The organism is Crassaminicella thermophila (assembly GCF_008152325.1).
In the GTDB taxonomy this organism is placed as follows: domain Bacteria; phylum Bacillota; class Clostridia; order Peptostreptococcales; family Thermotaleaceae; genus Crassaminicella_A; species Crassaminicella_A thermophila.
Genome location: NZ_CP042243.1, coordinates 2,215,998 through 2,236,556, shown reverse-complemented (window position 1 = coordinate 2,236,556; position 20,559 = coordinate 2,215,998). Strand labels below are relative to the sequence as shown.

At 29.1% G+C, this 20,559-nt stretch carries 18 protein-coding genes and 1 riboswitch; of the genes, 10 read left to right on the top strand and 8 right to left on the bottom strand.

Translation table 11 applies throughout. The features are described 5' to 3' along the window. Positions 1 to 104 precede the first annotated feature (104 nt). Positions 105 to 1,304, top strand: a complete 1,200-nt coding sequence (locus tag FQB35_RS11335; protein ID WP_148810006.1) for a tetratricopeptide repeat protein — start codon at positions 105 to 107, stop codon at positions 1,302 to 1,304. 33 nt (positions 1,305 to 1,337) lie between these two features. On the opposite strand, the gene feoB is transcribed toward FQB35_RS11335, so the two are convergent. Together feoB and FQB35_RS11325 are read right to left on the bottom strand one after the other, a co-directional pair. Next, positions 1,338 to 3,197, bottom strand: coding sequence for a ferrous iron transport protein B (gene feoB, locus FQB35_RS11330; RefSeq protein WP_148810005.1), 1,860 nt, complete (start codon positions 3,195 to 3,197; stop codon positions 1,338 to 1,340). Between the two features lie 40 nt (positions 3,198 to 3,237). Continuing rightward, on the bottom strand, positions 3,238 to 3,456 hold the full coding sequence (locus FQB35_RS11325; RefSeq protein ID WP_148810004.1) for a FeoA family protein: 219 nt from the start codon (positions 3,454 to 3,456) through the stop codon (positions 3,238 to 3,240). Between the two features lie 267 nt (positions 3,457 to 3,723). On the opposite strand from FQB35_RS11325, the gene FQB35_RS11320 reads away from it, so the two are divergent. Next, entirely contained in the window at positions 3,724 to 5,796 is a 2,073-nt protein-coding gene (locus tag FQB35_RS11320) for a sigma 54-interacting transcriptional regulator (protein ID WP_148810003.1), read from the top strand. A gap of 147 nt (positions 5,797 to 5,943) precedes the next feature. On the opposite strand, the gene FQB35_RS15925 is transcribed toward FQB35_RS11320, so the two are convergent. Next, positions 5,944 to 6,108 (bottom strand): hypothetical protein, encoded by a 165-nt coding sequence (locus FQB35_RS15925; RefSeq protein ID WP_168198330.1) that lies wholly within the window; start codon positions 6,106 to 6,108, stop codon positions 5,944 to 5,946. Between the two features lie 62 nt (positions 6,109 to 6,170). Next, positions 6,171 to 6,893: an HAD family hydrolase gene (locus tag FQB35_RS11315; RefSeq protein WP_148810002.1), complete on the bottom strand. Its 723-nt coding sequence runs from the start codon at positions 6,891 to 6,893 to the stop codon at positions 6,171 to 6,173. Positions 6,894 to 7,018: 125 nt separating this feature from the next. Between FQB35_RS11315 and FQB35_RS11310 the strand changes: the two genes are divergently transcribed. After that, positions 7,019 to 7,348: a DUF4870 domain-containing protein gene (locus tag FQB35_RS11310; RefSeq protein WP_148810834.1), complete on the top strand. Its 330-nt coding sequence runs from the start codon at positions 7,019 to 7,021 to the stop codon at positions 7,346 to 7,348. A 37-nt stretch (positions 7,349 to 7,385) separates the two neighbouring features. Here FQB35_RS11310 and FQB35_RS11305 read toward each other — a convergent pair whose 3' ends face one another. Continuing rightward, positions 7,386 to 8,567 carry an FprA family A-type flavoprotein gene (locus FQB35_RS11305; RefSeq protein ID WP_148810001.1) on the bottom strand — a complete coding sequence of 394 codons (1,182 nt, stop codon included), beginning with the start codon at positions 8,565 to 8,567 and terminating at the stop codon, positions 7,386 to 7,388. 197 nt (positions 8,568 to 8,764) lie between these two features. Between FQB35_RS11305 and FQB35_RS11300 the strand changes: the two genes are divergently transcribed. From FQB35_RS11300 to FQB35_RS11290, 3 genes are all read left to right on the top strand, one after another. After that, entirely contained in the window at positions 8,765 to 9,601 is an 837-nt protein-coding gene (locus FQB35_RS11300; protein WP_148810000.1) for a CvfB family protein, read from the top strand. A gap of 90 nt (positions 9,602 to 9,691) precedes the next feature. Then, on the top strand, positions 9,692 to 10,819 hold the full coding sequence (locus FQB35_RS11295; protein ID WP_148809999.1) for a metallophosphoesterase family protein: 1,128 nt from the start codon (positions 9,692 to 9,694) through the stop codon (positions 10,817 to 10,819). After that, entirely contained in the window at positions 10,816 to 12,921 is a 2,106-nt protein-coding gene (locus FQB35_RS11290) for an ATP-binding protein (RefSeq protein WP_148809998.1), read from the top strand. The genes FQB35_RS11295 and FQB35_RS11290 overlap by 4 nt, the downstream gene beginning before the upstream one ends. Positions 12,922 to 12,973: 52 nt before the next feature. Here the strand turns inward: FQB35_RS11290 and FQB35_RS11285 are convergent, their stop codons facing one another. Continuing rightward, positions 12,974 to 13,591 (bottom strand): NUDIX hydrolase, encoded by a 618-nt coding sequence (locus FQB35_RS11285; RefSeq protein ID WP_148809997.1) that lies wholly within the window; start codon positions 13,589 to 13,591, stop codon positions 12,974 to 12,976. A 155-nt stretch (positions 13,592 to 13,746) separates the two neighbouring features. Between FQB35_RS11285 and FQB35_RS11280 the strand changes: the two genes are divergently transcribed. Beyond that, positions 13,747 to 13,989 carry a hypothetical protein gene (locus FQB35_RS11280; protein ID WP_148809996.1) on the top strand — a complete coding sequence of 81 codons (243 nt, stop codon included), beginning with the start codon at positions 13,747 to 13,749 and terminating at the stop codon, positions 13,987 to 13,989. A 30-nt stretch (positions 13,990 to 14,019) separates the two neighbouring features. Here FQB35_RS11280 and FQB35_RS11275 read toward each other — a convergent pair whose 3' ends face one another. Further along, entirely contained in the window at positions 14,020 to 15,378 is a 1,359-nt protein-coding gene (locus tag FQB35_RS11275) for a PFL family protein (protein WP_148809995.1), read from the bottom strand. Positions 15,379 to 15,393: 15 nt separating this feature from the next. Continuing rightward, entirely contained in the window at positions 15,394 to 15,666 is a 273-nt protein-coding gene (locus FQB35_RS11270) for an ACT domain-containing protein (protein ID WP_148809994.1), read from the bottom strand. A 135-nt stretch (positions 15,667 to 15,801) separates the two neighbouring features. After that, positions 15,802 to 15,889, bottom strand: a riboswitch (glycine riboswitch). A 182-nt stretch (positions 15,890 to 16,071) separates the two neighbouring features. On the opposite strand from FQB35_RS11270, the gene FQB35_RS11265 reads away from it, so the two are divergent. The 3 genes from FQB35_RS11265 to FQB35_RS11255 all read left to right on the top strand — a co-directional run bounded on the left by FQB35_RS11265 (position 16,072) and on the right by FQB35_RS11255 (position 20,557). Next, positions 16,072 to 16,749, top strand: coding sequence for a response regulator transcription factor (locus FQB35_RS11265; protein ID WP_148809993.1), 678 nt, complete (start codon positions 16,072 to 16,074; stop codon positions 16,747 to 16,749). Then, positions 16,727 to 18,076 (top strand): sensor histidine kinase, encoded by a 1,350-nt coding sequence (locus FQB35_RS11260; RefSeq protein ID WP_148809992.1) that lies wholly within the window; start codon positions 16,727 to 16,729, stop codon positions 18,074 to 18,076. The genes FQB35_RS11265 and FQB35_RS11260 overlap by 23 nt, the downstream gene beginning before the upstream one ends. 150 nt (positions 18,077 to 18,226) lie before the next feature. Next, on the top strand, positions 18,227 to 20,557 hold the full coding sequence (locus FQB35_RS11255; protein ID WP_148809991.1) for a bifunctional diguanylate cyclase/phosphodiesterase: 2,331 nt from the start codon (positions 18,227 to 18,229) through the stop codon (positions 20,555 to 20,557). Positions 20,558 to 20,559: the final 2 nt, after the last annotated feature.

Below are 20,559 nucleotides of genomic sequence, written 5' to 3'. Positions count from 1 at the left end.
ACTTATAGAGCTCTTTTTAATTCTTTAGGAAATTATAAATATCTTAAAATTGTGGATTATTGATTAATGATAATTTTTTTATTAAAAAGGAAAGAGGAAAGATAATGAGAAAGTTTATTATATTGTTAAGCATAATTTTTATTTTTAGTATTATAACATATGCAGATAATAGTGTATTTGTACATTCAATATTTGATACACCTATTCAAATTATGTCAGGAAATATAGAAATCAAAGTAAAGAATGGAATATCTTATGTTCATAGTGAATTTATATTAAAAAGTACAGGAGAAGAAAAAGTTAGGGTAGGATTTCCGACAAATAAAAAGTTATATAATTTTGAAACATATGTTGATGGAAAAAAGATTTTCGTAAAAAAAGAATTAAAAGATAAAGTGTATTGGTATTTTTGGGAAATAGCGTTTGATAAAGAAGTACATAAAGTAGAGAATAATTACTGGGTATATAATACATATGATTCAATAGGAGGAGAAGTTATCGATTATATTTTAAGAGGGGATTATGGTAAAGTTACAGTATATTTTGATAAAGATTTTAACCCAGAGGATTTTAAACTAATAAACTATAAAAATAATAGAAACATAAAGGTTAAAATACTTCCAGAGAAAAGAAAAATAATTTTGGAGTTTTACCATTTGAAGGTTCCATCAAACATTACTATTTATCATAGAGATATTATAGATAAGCAAAAACAATACTTATTAGAAAATATATGTTCTCCTCTTGATAAAGAAAAGTGGCATATGCAGAATTTAGCAAAGGCAGCATATGATAATTACATGAAAAAAAATTATGAAGAAGCTTTGGCCAATATGGATAAAATAGCATCCTATAAAGAAAATGGAAATGAAGAAGTTACTAGCTACGCTTTAAAATTGGAAAATTTTTTAGATTATTACAGAGCAATTATTTTAATGGAAAGGGGAAGATATGAAGAAGCTGCCTATTATTTTAAAATGAATGGAATGCTTCATGATACAAATCAGTATAAGTTGGCTATCTTATATAAAACAAATGGAGATATAGATCGGTATATACATACATTAATGAAAATTATAAAAGTAAAACATGATAATGAATTGGTTACAATATGGGCAAAACAGGAATTAATGAATTTGCCTGTTGGAATAAAAGAAAAGTATAAAACCTTTATAAACAATCAAGATGAAAATGTATTAAACTATGTAAAAAAAGAAAATTTTTCTTATCGGTCTTTTATATTATTTAATATGGGAATTGTGATTTTCATACTTGTGATTTATTGGAATATAAGAAAGAATTAAAAAATCCCTTGTAATTACAAGGGATTTTACTTGCTATAAAACAATATGGGCAAGAATACCAGCTGCTAAGAATGATATAACAAAGCTTCCGATCCAAATAAGGGCAGATTCTTGCCAGCTTCTTTCCTTGAAGATAACCATAATTGCTGCAATACAAGGTACAAATAAGGTAATAGCAACGAGTGATATAACTACTTGTAGTGGATTTAAAAGACCTTGCTGTGCTAGTGTATTGAGTCCTGCTGCACCAAAATCACGTCTTATGATTCCCATGATAAATGTTTGTGCAGTTTCTTTAGGAAGTTTTAAAAATCCAACAGTAATTGGTGCTAATGCATCTGAAATGATTTCTAGTGCGCCTGTATATTGCAATATGGTTATTATAACAGCACCTAAAACAAATAGAGGACCTGCTTCTAAAATAAACATTTTTGATTTAAGATAGGTCTTTTGAAGTACATTCTTCAAAATAGGCATTCTAATAGGTGGAAGATCAATTAATAAATCTGTAGATTCTCCAGGCATTATTTTGTTTAAAATAGTTCCAGTTAGTACAAATACAATAAAAATTGAAACTGCATATAATAAAAACATTTTTGTACCAAGGGGAGCGATTAGTCCAGCAATTACACCAAGTTGTGCAGAACATGGAATCGCTAGACCTAAAAGCATTGTAGCAATGAATCGCTCTCTTTTAGAACCTAATAAACGGGTTGTAATTGTTGCCATAGTTACACAGCCAAAACCAAGAATAATAGGAATAATAGCTCGTCCATTCAATCCAAAAAATGTAAGCAGTCTGTCTACCATAGCAGCAATCCTTGGTAAATATCCAGAATCCTCCATAAAAGAAAGGATAAAGTAAAATCCAACAACAAGAGGAAGTAATAAACCAAATAAGTAAATAGGAGCCATAGTAAGAATTCCAAATTCTCCAATAAGTAATTGGCCGATGAAGCTTCCTTCATTTACAAAATTTGTTAAGATATTCATTATAAAATCATAATAATATTGTCCCATTATTATTTCTTCTGTTATACCTACGACTGTTTGAGCTACAAAAACACCAATTAATTGGTAGGTTAAGTATAAAGCTACTAATAAAATTGGAATACCAGTCAAAGGCTTTAACATCCATCTTCCTAGTTTTGTTTTAAAAGATGCTCCTTCATTTGTTTCTGTTATAATAGCATCAACTATTGTATCGACACGATCCCTTCTTAGCTTATAGATATGGTCTCTTTTTCCATATTCATTTTTAAGATTATGTCGTGATAATACATTTTCATCTTCTTCAACAACAAGAAGTGCTTCAGCTTCTATATCAACTTTATCAATAACTTTATCCATTAATGTCTTTATTTGTGGAATTCTATTACCGACTTTAGCTCGATCTAAAGCCGCCTTAACTTCTTCGATACCTTCTTTTTTAGTAGCTGTTGTTGGAATAATTTCTACACCTAATTCTTTAGAAAGCTTTTCTATATCGATTTTTAAACCATTTCTTTTTACTTCATCCATCATATTTAAAGCAATTACAACAGGAATTCCCATATCAATGATTTGTTGTGTTAAAAATAAGTCTCGCTCTAAATGAACTGCATCTACAACATTTAGTATAACATCAGCGAATAAAATAACATCTCTTGCAACTCTTTCTTCATCATTAAAAGAGGATACACCATATACTCCAGGAGTATCCATAACGACAGAATCCTTATATTTTCCTACACTAATATCAACAGTTGTACCTGGGAAATTTGAAACATCTACATACAAACCAGTTAATGCGTTAAAAAAAACAGATTTTCCTACATTTGGATTCCCAGCAAGTACGATTTTTTTTGCTCTCTCTGGTATATCCATACTGCTGATAGGATTATGACAATTCATTTAAAAACCTCCTTACTGCAACTTATTGCAACAATGATTATTATATCGATTTGATGGTTATTTTTTTTGCTAAATTTCTTCCTATAGCAATTTCCTGCATTCTATTTTGAAGGATTACAGGACCTGCAGGTAGTTTTTCTGAGCAAATTAATCTTGCACCTTCATATATGCCTAATCGTATAGCCTGAGCACGAATTGATGAATCAGGAATGTTTACAACTTCTAGTTTTTGTCCTTTATTTGCTAGATCAAGTGTCATAGGATTACCTCCTTTTAATCAATATAAGAATTAATATGATTATAAAATGAAATTCATTATCAAAATACAATTATAAATAATTTAAGAGTATATTATTAAGTATATAATAAATGAGAATGATTGTCAATATATTTTCTTTCAAATTTAATACAATAAAGAGATAAAGGGAAATTATTATATTTGATATATAACATAAAAATGAGAAAAAAATTGTGATATAATGGGTTTATTAAATTAGCATTTTTAGGCTTTAAGGAGGTACAGCCAATGAAAGTAAAGGATTATACCACATATAGTACCTTAGCTATTAGGCAAGAATGTAGTTTAAAGGATGTGGCAGTTTTATTAAAAGATAGTGGTTTAGAGTTTATTCCTATAGTAGATGAGAGTCAACGTATTCAAAACATTATTTCAAAAAATAATTTATACAATCTTATGTTAGACCAAGAACTTTCATTTGGCAGCATAGAGGAACTGATAAAAGATAAATTTGTTATGGTAAAAGAAAATGATGATATAGAAAAAGTTTTTCCTATAATTGACCAATATATTGTCGTGGTGGATGATGAACAACGTTTTAAAGGCGTGATTCAAAAAGATAAAATTGTAAAAGAGTACTTTCATAGTAAACAGTATCTTTCTAATGAGTTTCATGCCATATTGGATTCAACGTATAATGGGATTATTGCTATTAACAAAAATGAGGATATTATTGTTTACAATCATTCTGCAGAAAAAATATTGGGAGTTAAGTCAGAAGACGCTATAGGAAGTCATGTGTGTAAGGTTCTTGCTGATTCTAGACTTCCTGAAGTGTTAAAAACTGGAGAAAGAGAATTAGGAAAAAAAGAGAACTTTAATGGTAGGACATTGATTATCAATAGAACTCCTATTGTTATGGATAAAGAAATTGTAGGTGCAGTAGCCATTTTTCAGGATATTACGGATCTAAAAAGAGTGACAAAAGAATTGGAAAATGAGAAAAATGTTTCAGAAATTTTAAGAACCATTATTGATAATGCTTATGAAGGAATTATTGTAGTAGATGAAGAGGGATATATTACCATGATCAATGATCCATATGCAAAATTTCTAGGAGGTAATAAGGAAGATATTATAGGAAAGCATGCTACAGAAATTATCGATACGACTAGGCTGCATATTGTTGTAAAGACTGGAAAAGAAGAAATAGGAGAAGTGCAGAAGGTAAGAGGAAAAAATATTGTAGTTATGCGAACACCTATATATAAAGAAGGAAAAGTAGTAGGTGCAATTGGAAAGATCATGTTTAAAGACTTGCAAGAAGTAAATGTTTTAGCTTCTAAAATTAATCAAATAGAGAGAGAGTTAAAATATTACAAAGCAGCATTAAAGGAAGTTAGTGGTGCAAAGTATAGTTTTGATAATATTATTGGTGTAAGTGATGCTTTAAAAGAGACAAAATACTTAGCTGAGAAGGCTACCCATACCAATTCAAATGTACTTATTAGAGGGGAAAGTGGAACGGGTAAAGAACTATTTGCTCATGCCATTCATGCTTCAAGTAATAGAGCAATGGGTCCTTTTATTAAAGTAAATTGTGCAGCAATTCCTGCTGATCTTTTGGAATCTGAATTGTTTGGATATGAAGAAGGTGCTTTTACAGGGGCTAAAAGAGGAGGAAAAATAGGTAAGTTTGAATTAGCAAATGGAGGAAGTATTTTTCTTGATGAGATAGGAGATATGCCACATAGCATGCAAGCAAAGCTTTTAAGAGTACTCCAAGAAAAAGAAGTTGAGAGAGTAGGAGGAACAAAAAATATTCCTTTAGATGTAAGAATTATTGCTGCAACGAATAGAAATCTTGAAGAAATGGTGGAAAAAGGAGAGTTTCGAGAAGACTTATATTATCGATTAAATGTTATGAATATTTATATACCGTCTCTTCGAGAGCGTACAGAGGATTTGGAGCCGCTGATTAAATACTTGTTAAATAAGATATCAGAACAAGTTGGAAACTATGTAAGCAAGGTATCTTTAGAAGCTATGAAATATCTAAAAAGTTATTCTTGGCCAGGAAATGTAAGGGAGTTAGAGAATGTTTTAGAAAGAGCAATTAATTTGGTTGATTATGGAAAAGAAATTCAAGTAAGCCATTTACCGATGCACATCAGGAAAAAAGAAGGAAGCATGAAAATTAAAGGAGACAAAGAATTAAAGGATATATTAGAGCAAGTAGAAAAAGAAGCAATACTAGATTGTTTAAAACGAGTTAATGGAAATAGAACAAAAGCTGCTAAAATCTTGAATATTAGTAGGTCAAGTTTATATGAAAAGCTTTGGAAGTATGGAATTGAATAAATTTTATAATAGATTAGATGTTTTTAAAAAATAGCAGGAATTTTTATACAATTATAGAATAATATACTTATAAAGCAACTCCTTTCTTTCAGGTTCGGGAAAATGCTATAGAAATGGGCACTGTAGAGTGCCCAAATTTTTTTGCTTTTATCTTAACCCTTGTTTTATTTTTTTCTTTTCTACAATATTTTCAATGGATTCAGAATCAGAAACATGCTCGCTTGTAAAACTTATCCCAACGCCAACATTTTCTCTGCTATTAGTAGTGGGAATTTTTTTCCCTACAATGCCCTTTCTTGTTTTTTGCGTCATAAAAATCCTCCTTATTTTTATCCTATAGTATTAGTATGTATTAAGTATGCTTAATAATTCATCTAAAATATTTCCACATTAGCATCTAGTTTATAGATTACATCTTTTCTTTCAACAATAATACTGATCTTTTCTTTGACTTTTTCGTCATTTTTAATATGTTGCAAAAGTTCTTTTGTTGGATTTATGGCAATAGGATGACCAACCATTTGAAACATAGAGAAATCTCCATTTGTGTCTCCATAAGCATAACTATTTTCCATGTCAATATGATATTTTTCTTTAAAGGCAAGCATAGCTTTTTGTTTGTTTTCAGAATCCCACATTTGCATAAATTCACCAGTATAATTGCCAGATTCATCTGTAAAATATTCTGTTCCTTTAAAATCTTCTATAGCATATTTTTTTGCCATTTTTTCTACTAAGTATGATGGGCTTCCTGAAATAAATATGACTCTATGATTTTGGCTTTTATGCCAATGAATCCGTTCTCGAGTATATCGATATACTCGATCACCTTTTAGTTGAATTACTTGACTTGAAATAAAATCCATTTGTTTTTCATTAAGTCCTTTCAAAGATTTAATATAAATATTTGCAATTTCAAGAAGATAATCATCATAGTTTCCTTGTCTTTTATCCCAATCGTTATATGTCTTTTTTGCATGGCTATGCCATAGAGATGGATCGAGTACTTCGTATTTTACAAGTTTCTTAAAGTGTTCAACCATCAAGGAATTACGATATAAAGTGCCATCAATATCAAAAAAAGCAGCTATGGTCATTCCATTTACCTCCTTTTTGCATAAAATATATAAAACAATTCTTGTTTATATTTTTCTTTTCAAATGTTGATATTGCTTATCTATATGATATAATAAAAGCAGTTTTAGATAAGGAGAGGTGTATTATGCTTACAACAGAGCAAAAATTATTGTGTGGGATAGCCCACCTAGGATGGATTGTAGGATTTCCTATTATTGCCCCACTTATTATTATGTTATTAACGAAAGATATATTTGTAAAAAATCAAGCAAAAGAAGCATTGGTATTTCAAATAGGTTTAGTTATTTTAGGGGCTATTTTTGGCTTTTTATGTATTTTACTAGTAGGCTTTCCATTATTAATAATATTAGGTATTGCTAGTTTGATTTTTCCAGTAATTGCAGTAATTAGAGTATGTGATGGTATTGATTATTCTTATCCTATTACAGGAAGTTTTGCAAGAAAAAATTTATAGAAGGTTTAACCACAAACAGTATGTTTGTGGTTTTTATTTAAATATTCTCTGCAAATTTTTTACCAAACTCAATACATTTTTTAAGTGTTTCTTCTGATGGACTAAATTTTTTTTCTATAGGTTCTAGTGGTATTTTAAAGCCCATTTGTTTTAATAATGTATTAGCCATTTTTATCCCTTCACCACTCCAACCGTAAGATCCAAAAACACCTGCTATTTTACCGAGATTTGACATAGGATCAATAATAGAAAATACATCCCATATAGGTTTTATCATAGTTTTATTTATAGTTGGAGAGCCTAAAATAATACCCTTTGATGTGTTGATCACTTCATGCAGGACAGAGAGGTCTTCTTTTTCTGCATCAACAAATATTACTTTTGCACCATTAGCTTCTAATCCTTCTTTAATTTTTTGAGCCATTAATTCAGTATTTTTATAGGCAGAAAGATAAATAAGAGCTACTTGTCTTTGATTACGTGTAGATATTTCATGTTCAGACCACTGACGGTAGAGGTTTAAATTTCTCTTAGGATCCTCTGAAAGTATTGGACCATGAGATGTAAGAATTATTTCAATAGGAAGATCTTTTATTTTTTCATGAGCTTTTAAGTAATGTTGTGCAAAAGGCTTTATGATAGCATTGTAATAATGTTTAAGTGCATCAGCATATGAATCCTTTTGTACTTCTTTAGAATCTATGCCACAGTAATGAGAGCCAAAGCAATCACAGCTAAACAAAGTTTTATCATCTTGACTATAAACAAACATAGTATCAGACCAGTGAAGGAATGGAGCTGTAATGAAAGTAAGTTTACGACTACCAATATCTAATACTTCACCATCAGAAATTATATGAATATTAAAATCTTTATTTACTTGTTCTTTTAAAAATATACTTGCTGCTTTTGTACAATATACCTCTATGTTTGGATTTATTTCTAATAAGTACTTTAAGCTTCCAGCATGATCTGGTTCTGTATGATTAATGATGACATAGTCAATAGACTTTATGTCAACAAATGATTTTAGTTTATTAATAAATTCACTTTTAAACTTTGCTTTTACTGTATCAATTAAAACCTTTTTATCGTCATCAATAAAGTAAGCATTGTAAGTAGAGCCATAGGGTGTTTTCATGATAATATCAAAAGTTTCAAGTTCTGGATCTAAAACACCTGTCCAGTATATTTTATTTTTAATTTCAAAAGCTTTCATATGGATATCCTCCTTTTTGTTCGTAAAAACTTGTAAATACTATATACCCATTTCAATAGTGGATAAACTATATATATTATGATGGACAGTTTAGAATGTATTTATTTGCTAAAGTTAAAAGATATGGTAGAATTGATTAAAAGTTTATAAAAAGAAAAAACTAAAGAAAACAATAAAAGTAAAGGTGGAAATAGGACATGATAGAAGTTGGAAAATTTAATAAATTAAAAGTAGCAAACATTGTACAAATAGGTGCATATTTAGATGCTATGACAGATAACCCTAATGATAATATTCTACTTCCGAATAATCAATTGCCAGATAATATAAAGGTAGGAGATATATTAGATGTATTTATTTATAGGGATTCTAAGGATCGTTTAATTGCAACAAGGAAAAAACCTTTTGCACAGGTAGGGGAACTTGCTTATTTAAAAGTTGTTCAGACTACGAAAATAGGAGCATTTTTAGATTGGGGATTAGAAAAGGATTTGTTTTTACCTTTTGGAGAACAAAAATATAAGGTACAGTCTGGAAGAAGTTATTTAGTTTATATTTACGTAGATAAAAGCAACAGACTTAGTGCCACTACAGATGTTGAAAAATATCTAAAAACAGATTCACCATATAAACAAGGTGATAGAGTAAAAGGAACAGTTTATAAGATAAAAAAGGATATAGGTGCTTTTGTAGCAGTAGATAATAAATACATAGGGTTGATACCTAAAAATGAATATTTTCATGATATAAGAAATGGAGATGAAATAGAAGTAAGAATTACTAAGGTTAGAGAAGATGGAAAGTTAAATTTATCTACAAGAAAGGCTGCATACAAGCAAATGGCAACAGATGCAGATATTATTTTAGAAAAGATAAAAGAAGAAGGAGGATTTCTAAAACTTCATGATAAAAGTGCTCCTGAACAAATAAAATACCATTTAAAAATGAGCAAGTCTGCTTTCAAAAGAGCAGTAGGAAGATTATTAAAGGAAAATAAAGTGGAACAAACAGAGGATGGATTAAAGTTAAAATAGGTCGCCATTTTGGGGGCCTATTTTTTTTGAATTTTACTTAAACGAACTGTATGATAGAATTTATATAAAGGACTTTTAGGAGGCGTACAAATGGAAAAAGTAAAAATTATTCATTGTGCAGATTTGCATTTTGATACACCTTTTCGCGAATTATCCTATAATGAGGCTGAGAATAGAAAAGAGGATTTACGTGAAACATTTGGAAAAATGATAGAGCTTATTAAAAGAGAAAACGTAGATATTCTACTGATTAGTGGAGATTTGTTTGATAATGCAAGTGTTACGAAAACAACTTTAGATTATATTGATAAAAAATTTAAAGAAATTATAGATACAAAAGTTTTTATTTCTCCAGGAAATCATGATTATTATTCTTATAAATCATTTTATTCTATAATTAAGTGGCCTTCTAATGTACATATATTTAATAAAAATTTAGAAAAAGTAGTTATTCCAAATATTAATACATGTGTATATGGAATAGGCTTTTCAAGGCCTTATGAAAGACAATCTTTGATAGAAAACTTTTGTGTAGAAGATGACAAATATATAAATATTATGGTACTTCATGGGGATATAGTATCAAAAGGGCAATCAAGTGCTTATAATCCTATTACAATAAAGCAGATCGGAAATACTAAGTTAGACTACTTAGCATTAGGGCATACCCATAAACATTTAGGGATAATGAAAGCAGAAAATACTTTTTATAGTTATAGTGGATGTCTTGAAGGAAGAGGGTTTGATGAACTAGGAGAAAAAGGAGTATTACTTGGAGAGATAGGAAAAGGGTATTGCAATCTTAATTTTAAAGAAATATGCAAAAGAAAATATTTTGTAGAAAAGGTAGATATATATGGTTGTAGTACTTATGAAGAAATAATTCGAAAGATTCATAAAAAAATCAATACAGATAAAAGTAAAAATCTATATAAAATCCATCTAATTGGACAAATAGAAAAAGGGTTTTCTATAAATTCTTCTGTTATAGAGCAAAAGCTAAAAGAAGATTTTTATTTTATAAGAATTATAGATGATACACAGATTCAGATAGATTATGATTTTTTAGAAAAAGAATTTTCACTAAAGGGAATATTTGTAAGAAACATGAGAAGAAAAATAAATGAGGCTAAGGATGAGGTGGAGAGGAGAAGATTATTAGAAGCTTTAAAAATAGGAATGAAAGCATTAGAGGATGAGGAGTTGAACTTTGAGTGATTATTAAAAAACTTTATGTTAATAGATTTGGGAAATTAAAGAATCTACATATTGAATTAAAAGATGGATTGAATATTATATATGGAGAAAATGAAGCTGGAAAAAGTACGTTACAAGCTTTTATAAAAGCTATGTTTTACGGGATGAATTCTCAAAAGAAAAAAATCAGGGAAAATGACAGGAAAAGATTTCTTCCCTGGAGTGAAGAAAAAGCATCCGGTGAGCTTTATTTTGAAGATGATTATAAAAATGAATATATGATTAAGCGAACCTTTGGCAAAAAAAGAAGAGAAGATGAATCGATTGTATTAGATGCTATTACAGGAAAAGCGGTAGGACATATTGACCATGATATACCTGGTATAAGTATTTTTGGATTAGGAGAGGAAAGCTTTGAAAAAACTGTATTTATAAGGCAGTTAATGAGTGAAGTAAAAAGAGATAAAGAAGATGAAATTATGAAGCGCCTTACAAATCTTAAAAATAGTGCAGATGAAGATGTTTCTTTTTATAAGGCATTAAATCATTTAGAAAAATTAAAGAAAAGCTTAATCCATTCAAGAAAAACTGGAAAAATAGATAAACTGAAAGAAGATTATGCAAAAATTCAAGAAGAGTGGGGAGAGGGAATCCGTCTGCAGGAAGAGAATCTAGAAGATCAAATACAATTAAATGAAAAAATAGAGCAAAAACGTATGCTGCAACATAGAATAAATCAGCTAGAAGAAAAAAAAAAGAAATGGAAACAATTAAGAATATATAAAGAATATAAAAAACTGATTGAATATAAAAATAAGATAAAGAAGCTCTTAAAAGATAAAGAAAGCTTAATAGAGCAATTAAAATTTGGTAATGATTGTATAGATGAAGTTTTTATTGAGAATATAAAAGCAAAAAAAATTCAGTGGATGAAGCAAAAAAATATTTGTGATATAAAAAAAGTGCATAAAGAGAGTTTAGAAGCTAGGATAGAAGAAAAAAAAGATTATTTAAAAGATAATATAAAAAATATATGGAAAGTGTTGTTTTTAGGGATTTTTATCGTACTAGGAGGATTTTTGTTAGGATGGACTAAAAATGCCTATTACTATGGTTTATCTGGAATAGGAATAGTGCTTTTTATTTATGGTTTTAAAAAGAAAAAAAGTGTTGCATCAATGATGAAACAAATGGAAAAAGAATTGAACAATATAGAGAAAGCTTTTCAAGTACAAAAAGAAAGTCTTGAAAATATAAAAAAGGAAATGATGAGGAAATTACGGCCTTTTTATAAAGGAAACATTGAAATAGAGCAAATAGATCCAATACTTAAGCATTTTCAGGAATTGTTAAATAAAAAAATAGAAATCGAAAGACAAATTTTTACTTTAGAAGATATTTACCAATCCTTGTTACAAGGGCGAGATTTTGAAAATATGAAAAAAGCGTTTAAAAGTTTTACAGAAGAATTAGAGGAAATAATTGATGAAGAAAGTATAGAAGCTTTATTGAAAGAGGAAGTACAAAAGCTTATTACGTTAGAAAAAGAAATTAAGGATCTAGAGCATAGGGTACAAACTAGATTTTATGGTAGAAAAAATATTGCAGAATTAGAAGAAGAAATGGAGAGAATCAAAGAAAAGATAGGGAATTATGAAGATGTACTAGCTTCATTAGATATTGCTATTGAAACATTGCAGGATTCCTTTAAAGAAATACAAAAAAGTTTTGGACTAAAACTTAATAAAGTGGTAGGAGATATTTTAAGGGAAATAACAAAAAATAAGTATGATGCATTAAAAATCTCTGAGGATTATGAAGTGAAAATTATAGATTCAAAGGAAGATCAAATCAAAGATATAGCATACTTTAGCAATGGTACTTGGGATCAGATTTATTTTGCTTTAAGAATAGGTATTGCTAAGTTAATTATTGGAGAAGAAAAGACTATTCCTTTGATAATAGATGATGCATTTGTTCAATATGATGATAAACGATTAGATGCTGTTTTAAGATATTTATACCAATATGCCAAAGAGCATCAAGTGGTGATGTTTACTTGTCAAAAAAGAGAAATAGAAAAATTAAAAAATTTTTCAGGTATCCATGTTATTTATTTATAAAACATATTAAATATTCGTGTAATGAGAAAAATCTTTACACGAATATTTGTTTTTACTGATCTTTTATTATGGAAATAAGATTTTTGATAATCCTTGCAGTTATTCCCCATATAACGTAGTTTTTATATTTATAGAATAAAACTGGATACTTTCCTGTTTTCCAGCTATAATTTTTTCCACTTGGAATTAAATGATATGGAAAATCTTCAGGTATGTTAGCGTTAAGATAGATATGATGCTCTTGTGGTTTGTTTTTTATGAAAAAATCTATAGGAACTGTAAAAATTTCTGATACTTCATCTTTGTTAAAAGATATATTATGAATATTGATATTAGAAATTGTTCCTAAGAAAGGATAAAGTATTAGATTATATGGCAAAACTAAAAAATCTAGAGGACCAAAAATTTGAATTTTTTCTGGAGAAATATTTAATTCCTCGCAGGTTTCTCTAATTGCACATTGTTTGATGGATTCATTTTTTTCTAGTTTTCCTCCTGGAAAACATATTTCTCTTGGTTGAACTTTTAAACTTTTAGAACGAACTTCAAATAAAAGTTCAAGTTGATCTTTCACTTTAACAATAGGTACTAAAACAGAAAAACGCTCATATTCTCCTTCAGGAGAAGAGTTTCTACTTTGAAATTTAGATTGAATCATATTAAGATTCATTATTATCACCTGCCTAATGTCATAGTTGATATTGCTTGTCTATTCTCCTAATAATAGTATACGATACTTTATAAGATAATAAAATTACTTTATGTGTATATATTTTTTAGGTCTTGTCTAAAATACTTAAAGAAAAAGAAATAGGAGGATGAAAGATGGATCATTTAAGTGTTATGAGCATAAGAGTAGATCACAGAACAGATTCTGCTCCTCGTATGCAAGAGATTCTTACGAAAAATGGTGATTTGATTCTTGGAAGATTTGGAATTCATGATCCTGATGAAGTCAATCATGGATTGATTACCTTAAACTTAAGGTCTGATATGGCTAGAATCCAAAACATGATGGACGAATTAAATGGATTAGAGGGAGTAAAAGTAAATCACATGCAAGCATAAGGCAGATGAAAATCATCTGCCTTTTTATAATTAATTTTTAAAGCTATGGACAGGAGCTGGAATTCTTCCTCCTCTATTTACAAAATCAGCACTACTAAATTTGCTTACAGGTATAATGGGTGCTCTTCCTAAAAGACCTCCAAATTCTGCTGTATCACCAACATCTTTCCCATAAACAGGAATAATTCGTACAGCAGTTGTTTTGTGATTGATAACTCCAATTGCTGCTTCATCTGCTATAATAGCCGATATAGTTGTATCAGGAGTATCTCCAGGTATTGCTATCATATCAAGCCCAACGGAACATACGCATGTCATAGCTTCTAATTTTTCAATATTCAGTGAACCACAGTTTACAGCATTAATCATTCCTTCATCTTCACTTACAGGAATAAATGCACCACTTAGTCCACCTACATGAGAAGATGCCATAATACCTCCTTTTTTTACAGCATCGTTTAAAAGTGCCAAAGCTGCTGTAGTTCCATGACCTCCACAGCTTTCAATGCCTATTTCTTCTAGAATCCTTGCTACACTATCACCTACAGCAGGGGTTGGAGCAAGGGATAAATCCAGTATCCCAAATGGAACATTTAGTCTCTTTGCTGCTTCTTTAGCTACTAGTTGTCCAACTCTTGTTATTTTAAATGCAGTTCTTTTTATAGTTTCTGCAACAACATCAAAGCTTTCACCTTTTACTTTTTCAAGGGCTGCCTTTACAACGCCAGGACCACTAACACCTACATTTATAATAGATTCAGCTTCTCCAACACCATGAAATGCTCCTGCCATGAAAGGATTATCTTCTACAGCATTGGCAAATACTACAAATTTTGCACATCCAATACTATCTTTATCTCTTGTAAGATAAGCTGTATCTTTAATTATTTTTCCCATATGACGTACTGCATCCATATTTATTCCTGATTTTGTATCTCCAATATTTACAGAAGAGCATACCCTTTCTGTAATAGTAAGTGCTTCAGGAATTGAATCTATAAGGATTCTATCTCCCTTTGAATATCCCTTTTGCACAAGGGCTGAAAAGCCTCCAATAAAATTTACCCCTACAGCTTTAGCTGCATCATCAAGTGTTTTTGCAAATGCTACATAACTTTTATCACAACATGTTTGTGCAACTAATGAAATTGGTGTTACAGATATCCTTTTGTTTATAATAGGTATTCCATATTCTGTTTCAATATCTTCTCCTATTTTTACTAAATTTTCTGCATAGCTAGTAATTTTATCATAAATTTTTTCTCTTGATTTTTTTCCATCAAAATCACAACAGTCCAATAAAGAGATTCCCATTGTAATCGTTCGAATATCTAGTTTTTCTTTTTCAATCATTTGGATGGTTTCCATGATATTATTGAATTTACTCATTATTCTCATCTCCTATTATGAAATTTTGTGCATAGAATTAAAGATATCTTCATGCTGTATTTTTATAGAAAGACCTATTCTTTTACCAACCTCTTCAAGTTTAATTTTTATATCTTGGAAATTGCTTTGCATTTTTTCCAAATCTACAATCATGATCATAGTAAAATAATCCTGTAAAATAGTTTGACTAATGTCTAAAATATTGATATTATTTTCTGCTAAAACAGAAGTAACATTTGCAATTATTCCTATTTTATCTTTTCCAATTACTGTAACAACTGCTTTCATTAAAATCAGCTCCTTTTTATTAAAATTAAAAGAGACGAAATCAATTGGATTCGTCTCTAGAAAGCAAGATCTTAAATGAAAGAACAAAACTTCTATTTTTATAAATTTTTAAAAATAGAAATGTTTTTCATCCATTTAAAATCCCCTGTCCTTTTACCTGAGAGTTTCACCATATATGGCTTTCCCCTTCGGTGCTCATGAGAGTCTCTCCAGAGGCCCGTCCAATAACGGTCGAAAAACTTCCGCTACCTTCAACCGGTGATATGAAATTATGTAGATTATTGTAACATAATTAGTATATAGAAATCAATCGAAAATTTGAAAAAATTATTTTTTTCATAACAGTATGTATTATATCCAATTTGTAATTTTATCATGGTATAATACAGATGTGGAGGTGGGAAATTGAAACATATTTTTGTTGTAGATGATGAAGCAAACATTCGAGAGCTTATTAAAAAATATCTTCAAAAGGAAGGATATAAGGTTACACTTTTTAATAATGGAGAAAATGTATTATCTGAATTAGGAAGATTAAAACCAGATTTATTAGTATTAGATATTATGATGCCAGGAATAGATGGATTAGAAATCTGTAGAGAAATTCGTAAAAAAAGTGAGATTCCAATTATATTTGTATCTGCAAGGGATGAAGAATTTGATAGAATATTAGGATTAGAATTAGGAGCGGACGATTACCTTTCAAAACCATTTAGTCCAAGAGAGCTTGTGGTTAGAATCAAGACTATTCTAAGAAGAATAGAAAAGGGGAATAATATACAGAATGAAAGCATTGCTTTAAAAGATATGAAAATGTATTGCAATCGAAGATACATAGAAGTAAATGGAGATGAACTAAAGCTTACTACAAAGGAATATGAATTATTTGAAATGCTTGTAAAGAATAAAAATATACCATTTACAAGAGAACAGTTATTAGAAAAAATATGGGGTTATGATTATATAGGGGATACAAGGGTTATTGACGATTTAGTAAAAAGGATTAGAAAAAAATTAAAACAATTAGAATCAGAACTTGAAATTATAACAGTTTGGGGGTATGGGTACAGAATTGATGGTTAAATTAAGAATTGGAAATAAACTATTGATAACATATTTTATTATTTTATTTGTAGCTTTTTTTGTAACGACTGTATCTTACCATGTATTATCTGAAAGGTATTTGATAAAGGAAGCAAAGGAAGAATTAAGGATTGAGGGACAATCTATTGCTGAAACTTTGAAAAAAATACCTCTTTTAGATAGAGATGTTCGAGAAAAAATATTAGCAAGAAGAGAGTTAAGGATTGCAGGAAGATTTATTGACTCAAAGATTATTGTTTTTAACAAGGATAGAAAAGTACTTTATACAAATATAGATAAAAAAGATTTGTTAAAATTGATGATAAAAAACAATAAAGATAAAGGATACATTACTGAAAAGGTTATTATTTTTACACAAAAGGGAACAATAAAGGGATATGTATTCTTAATGATGGAAAAAAAAGAACTAAAGGCAATGAATCAGATAATGAGAAGAACAAGATTTATAAGCTTTGGTATTGCTGGAGTTTTTGCTATTATAATAGGGATATTATTCCAAAGAGGTTTGACGCGTCCTATTAGAAAGCTTATGGAAAGCATGAAGAAATTTTCTTTAAAGGATTTTCCTAAAGATTTTAGGATCAAAACAGGAGATGAAATAGAAGAACTTTCTATATGTTTTTCTTCTTTAGCGAATAGATTAAGGCAGTATGATATGCAGCAAAAGATGTTTCTACAAAATACATCCCATGAATTAAAAACTCCCCTTATGTCAATACAAGGTTATGCAGAAGCTATAAAGGATGGAATTGTAGAAGGGGAGGAAATGGAAGAAAGCTTAGATATTATTATAGAAGAATGTAAGCAGCTTAAGAAAATAGTAGAGGAGATTACCTATCTTACAAAACTTGAAAATGTTGAAGAAACTTTTCACTTAAAAGAACATTGTATGGAGGATATTTTAAAAGATGTATTAAAAAGTGTAAAACCTTTGGCTTATGAAAAAAATATAAAAATAAGTGTAGAAGGAGATTTTACATTCAAAGGATTTTATGATGAGAATAAAATAAAAAGGGCTTTTATTAATATTTTAAGCAATGGAGTAAGATATGCAAATGAAAGCATTGTTATTCAATCATCTATTTACCCAAAACATGTAGTAATTCATATAATAGATGATGGGGAAGGCTTTAAGGATAAAGAGGAAAATAAGGTGTTTAATAGATTTTATAAGGGGATCAATGGAAATACAGGACTAGGACTTGCAATAACGAAAGCAATCATAAAAGGACATAATGGTGAAATTATTGCATATAATCATGAAGGAAAAGGTGCTGTATTTCAAATAAAACTGCCAAGAATATAATATACTTTTATAACAAAATCTCCTGAGTTAAATCAGGAGATTTTTTATATTTGTCATAATATGAGAAAAAATGGAATTTTATGTTGTGGAATATATAACAATGGCGTATAATAATGCTGTTGTTAATTTTTTCTAATGAGGAGATAAGATATGGAAAGAGTAAGATTTTATAGGAGCATAAAAACTAAAATACTAGCTATGTTTTTAATTGCAAGTTTATTTATTGCTTCAGTTTTAATTTTGATGTCAGAAAATATATCAATTCATAATTTACAAAGGGTTATAGGAAAAACAGAAGGAAAGAATGTAGCTTTATATGCAGAGATCATTGGAGCATGGTTTGAAGAAAGAATAAATGAAATACAAATTTATGCAAATAGCCCTTTGATAAAGGAAATGAATTGGGAAAAAGTAAAACCTTATTTAGAAAAAGAGATTGAAAATAAAACAGATATTTATGATTTGTTTTTTATTTCAGATAAAAATGGAGATACACATAATACCTTATCAAATGAGCTTTTTAATATAAAAGATAGAGTATATTTTAAATCGGTTATGGAAGGAAAAACAATATTGTCAAATCCAGTTATTTCAAAATCAACAGGTAATGAGACTGTAATAATAGCAGTTCCTATAAAAAATGAAAAAGGTGAAGTAATCGGAATAATGGGAGCTGATGTGAATTTAATAAAATTAAATAGTTTTATAAAAAATTTTAAAGTAGACCATACTGATTCTTACTCTTATCTTATAACAAAAGATGGACTAATTATAACACATCCTGATAAAGAAAGAATTATGAAAGATGTAGTTCCTGCTATATCACAAGGAATAAATGCTGATTGCATAAAACCATTATCTAAAATAGATAGTATGAGCAGTTTATTCTATTTTCATGAAATTCCAAATACTGATGGATGGAAGATTATTACAAAGGTTCCTATAGAATATATAAAAAAACCTATTCGTGAAACTAGCAAAATGTTGTTTTGCATAGGAATAATAGGGGTTATATTAGCAAATTTTGCAGGCTTTATTATGGCTAGAAGGATTTCAAAACCTATTATTAGATTAAATGAAGTCTTTATGAAGGGAGCTGAAGGAGATTTAACTGTTCGGGCAGAGATTGATTCAAATGATGAAATTGGAAGAGCAGCAAAAAGTTTTAATATGATGATGAAAACTATTCAGTATATGACCTATTATGATTCTTTAACAGATTTACCTAATAGAGAATTTTTTAGAAAACAGCTAAAGCTTATATTATCACATGCTAGACGAAATAAAGAAAAAGTAGCAGTTATGGTTTTTGGTTTGGATCGATTTAAAAATATTAATGATACTTTAGGTCATAATGTTGGAGATAAACTATTAAGACAAGTTGGAGAAAGCTTAAAAAAATGTGTAGGGGAAGAAGACATAATTTCACGCATAGGAGGAAGTGAATTTACCATATTGCTTCCTGAAGTTAGAAAAGGAAAAAATCCTGCTGAAATTGCTCAAAAAATATTAAATTGTATAAAAAAGAGTTGGGTAATTGATGAAAATGAATTTTATATGACAGCTAGCATAGGGATTGCGTATTATCCAGATGATGGCATGGATGAACTTACCCTTATTAAAAATGCAGATATAGCAATGCATCGTGCAAAGGAAAAAGGAGGAAATGACTATCAATTTTATACATCATCTATGGATGAAAAATTGATAGAGAAATTGTCTTTAGACAAAGATCTACATAATGCAATAAAAAATGAAGAACTATTGGTATATTATCAGCCTAAAGTTGATATTTATACCGGAAAGATTGTTGGAATGGAAGCATTAGTACGATGGAAGCATTCACAGAAGGGAATGATTTCTCCTGCAGTATTTATCCCATTAGCAGAAGTAAATGGTTGTATTATCCATATAGGAGAATGGGTACTTAAGACTGCATGTAGACAAAATAAGCTGTGGCAGGAATCTGGTTATGAACCTGTTACAGTAGCAGTAAATATATCTGCTCGTCAGTTTCAACAACCAAATTTTGTTGATATGGTTAGGAATGTTTTAGATGAAACAGGATTAGAACCAAAATATCTAGAGTTAGAGATTACAGAAAGCATTGCTGTAGAAGATATAGAATATACAATAGGGATATTGAAAAAATTAAAAGAGATGAATATTCAAATATCTTTAGACGACTTTGGAACAGGATATTCATCACTTAGTTACTTAAAGCAATTTGCTATTGATAATTTAAAAATTGATCAATCATTTATAAAGGATATTATAGAAAATAAAAATGATGCAGCTATTGCTTCTACAATAATTGCTATGGCACAAAATTTAAATCTTAATGTAATAGCAGAGGGAGTAGAAACAAAGGAACAATTAGAATTTTTAAAGAAACAAAATTGTGATTATGCGCAAGGATATTTTTTTAGTCCGCCAGTAACATCTATAGAGTTTGAAAAAATTCTTAAAAAGAGCCTATAAGG

Coding starts and splice junctions, on each gene's coding strand:
- FQB35_RS11305 (WP_148810001.1), bottom strand. CDS start 8,567: ATGAAAGCTTTTGAAATTAAAAATAAAATATACTGGACAGGTGTTTTA.
- FQB35_RS11270 (WP_148809994.1), bottom strand. CDS start 15,666: ATGAAAGCAGTTGTTACAGTAATTGGAAAAGATAAAATAGGAATAATT.
- FQB35_RS15925 (WP_168198330.1), bottom strand. CDS start 6,108: ATGACGCAAAAAACAAGAAAGGGCATTGTAGGGAAAAAAATTCCCACT.
- FQB35_RS11310 (WP_148810834.1), top strand. CDS start 7,019: ATGCTTACAACAGAGCAAAAATTATTGTGTGGGATAGCCCACCTAGGA.
- FQB35_RS11285 (WP_148809997.1), bottom strand. CDS start 13,591: ATGAATCTTAATATGATTCAATCTAAATTTCAAAGTAGAAACTCTTCT.
- FQB35_RS11315 (WP_148810002.1), bottom strand. CDS start 6,893: ATGACCATAGCTGCTTTTTTTGATATTGATGGCACTTTATATCGTAAT.
- FQB35_RS11280 (WP_148809996.1), top strand. CDS start 13,747: ATGGATCATTTAAGTGTTATGAGCATAAGAGTAGATCACAGAACAGAT.
- FQB35_RS11260 (WP_148809992.1), top strand. CDS start 16,727: ATGGGTACAGAATTGATGGTTAAATTAAGAATTGGAAATAAACTATTG.
- FQB35_RS11295 (WP_148809999.1), top strand. CDS start 9,692: ATGGAAAAAGTAAAAATTATTCATTGTGCAGATTTGCATTTTGATACA.
- FQB35_RS11255 (WP_148809991.1), top strand. CDS start 18,227: ATGGAAAGAGTAAGATTTTATAGGAGCATAAAAACTAAAATACTAGCT.
- FQB35_RS11275 (WP_148809995.1), bottom strand. CDS start 15,378: ATGAGTAAATTCAATAATATCATGGAAACCATCCAAATGATTGAAAAA.
- FQB35_RS11320 (WP_148810003.1), top strand. CDS start 3,724: ATGAAAGTAAAGGATTATACCACATATAGTACCTTAGCTATTAGGCAA.
- FQB35_RS11325 (WP_148810004.1), bottom strand. CDS start 3,456: ATGACACTTGATCTAGCAAATAAAGGACAAAAACTAGAAGTTGTAAAC.
- FQB35_RS11300 (WP_148810000.1), top strand. CDS start 8,765: ATGATAGAAGTTGGAAAATTTAATAAATTAAAAGTAGCAAACATTGTA.
- feoB (WP_148810005.1), bottom strand. CDS start 3,197: ATGAATTGTCATAATCCTATCAGCAGTATGGATATACCAGAGAGAGCA.
- FQB35_RS11335 (WP_148810006.1), top strand. CDS start 105: ATGAGAAAGTTTATTATATTGTTAAGCATAATTTTTATTTTTAGTATT.